Annotated in this window: 1 pseudogene; it reads left to right on the forward strand. The window is 79.4% G+C overall.

Annotated features, from left to right (window positions below):
* Window positions 1-155: 155 nt before the first annotated feature.
* A pseudogene (locus ABZW32_RS39870) lies at window positions 156-1,637 on the forward strand (hypothetical protein); the annotation flags it as partial.

Raw genomic sequence — 1,637 nt, forward strand, 5'->3', positions numbered from 1 at the left:
CTCTGGCCAGCGACGTGGCCGGACCGGCCGTGCCGGTCCCTATCCGGCCAGCTCGCGGGCGGTGGCGACGGCCTCGGCTGGCGGACCCGGAGTCCCTGCCCCGGCTCGGGGCCCTGTGGTTCCACCGGGAGGCTTTCGGCCTGCTGCTGCGGTCGGTGCCACCGGCGCGGCGAGCGGCCTTCGTCGACGCCGTCGTCGCCGCGGGCCGTCCGCGCGGCAACGTCCGTGCGCACGAAGGGGTGCTCGCCCGGCTGCCGGCCGCCGAACGGCACGGCCGGGCCCGCGCCGCGGTCGAGGTACTGCGCGCCGAGGGCACGACGGGCTGGCCGCTCTGGGGATCCCTCGCGCTGCTGCCGCCCGCGGAGGCCCGCCCCGAACTCCTCGCGGCGCTCCACACGAACGACGCCGACGAGCGCGGGACGGTCTGGGAACGGCTGACCGTCAACGCGGGCCTCACCGGTGATCCGGGGGAGGTCGCGACGGTCCTGGCGCTGGCCGCCGGCCGGCTGGCCAACGAGCGGGACCCCGTACGTCAGGAGGCCCTGTCCGCCTTCGACGAGCTGCCGGTGCCGCTCCTCGCCGCGGCCCTCGACGCCGGCCCGGTCGCGGTGTCCCCCGGGACCGCCGCGACCGTTGCGGCCTCCGGGGGCCGTACCGGGGCCGAGTGCCTGGAGCGGCTGTGCCGGGACGCCCTGCGGGCCCGGGACTGCTCCGCCCTGAGCCGGGACACGGTCCGCTCCCTCGCCGTGAACCTGCTCGCCGCCGGGGACGCGCCCGGCGGCGGGGACCGCGGCGCCACCGCCCGGCGGACCGCGGTGCGCATCGTCGAGGCGCTGACCGCGCACACCGGTACGGTCGTACTCGGCCGCCCGGGAGGCCTGTCGCCGGGCGGCGGTACGCGCGCCCTGCTCGACGCGCTCGGCCCGTGGCTGGACCGGACCGCCGCCCGCGGGGACTTCGCGCCCCTGCTCGCGCTGGTCACCTCCTTCGGGCATCGCGCGTACCGGATCCCGGAACTCCAGGACCGGCTCGAACAGGCACTGCGCACCTGCCCGGACGGGGTCTTCGGCGAGGCCGCCGCGGTCTGGCTGGCCGATCCGGCGACCCGCGGTCACCGCGTGGCCCGGCTGCTGGAGCGGGAGCCCTCGGCCGTCTTCCTGCCCCCGGTCCTCGCCGTACTCGCCGCGGAGCGCACCGACCTGCTGGACCTGGCGCTGACCGGGAGCCCCGTCCCGGGCGGCAGGTTCCCGGCGGCCGGCGCTCCCCGGCCGCTTCCCCCCTTCCGGTACGCCGACCGGTGGCTGCCCCGGCAGCAACGGGACGCGGTCCGGCTGGCCGCCGACGCCCTCGCCGGTCCCGGCCGGGGTCTCGACGAACGCGCCGCGCTGCTGCGGGCGGTGGCCCCGGTACCGGAACACGGGCGGGCCCTGATCCAGCGGTACGCCGGCGGCGCGCGGGGGCCCGCGGAGGCTGCGGATTCCCCGGACGGCCGCGCCGAGGCCGCTCTGGCGTCGGCAGCGCTCACGGCGGCCGCCCTGGAGGCGGCCTCCCATACGGACGACCCCGCCTCGGCCCTCGCCGTCCTCCTCGACCACGCGGGCGACGACGGCGCCGCGGCCGCCTGGTCCGCGGCCGGC

It is taken from the genome of Streptomyces sp. NPDC004667, assembly GCF_040609475.1.
Taxonomy (GTDB): Bacteria; Actinomycetota; Actinomycetes; order Streptomycetales; family Streptomycetaceae; genus Streptomyces.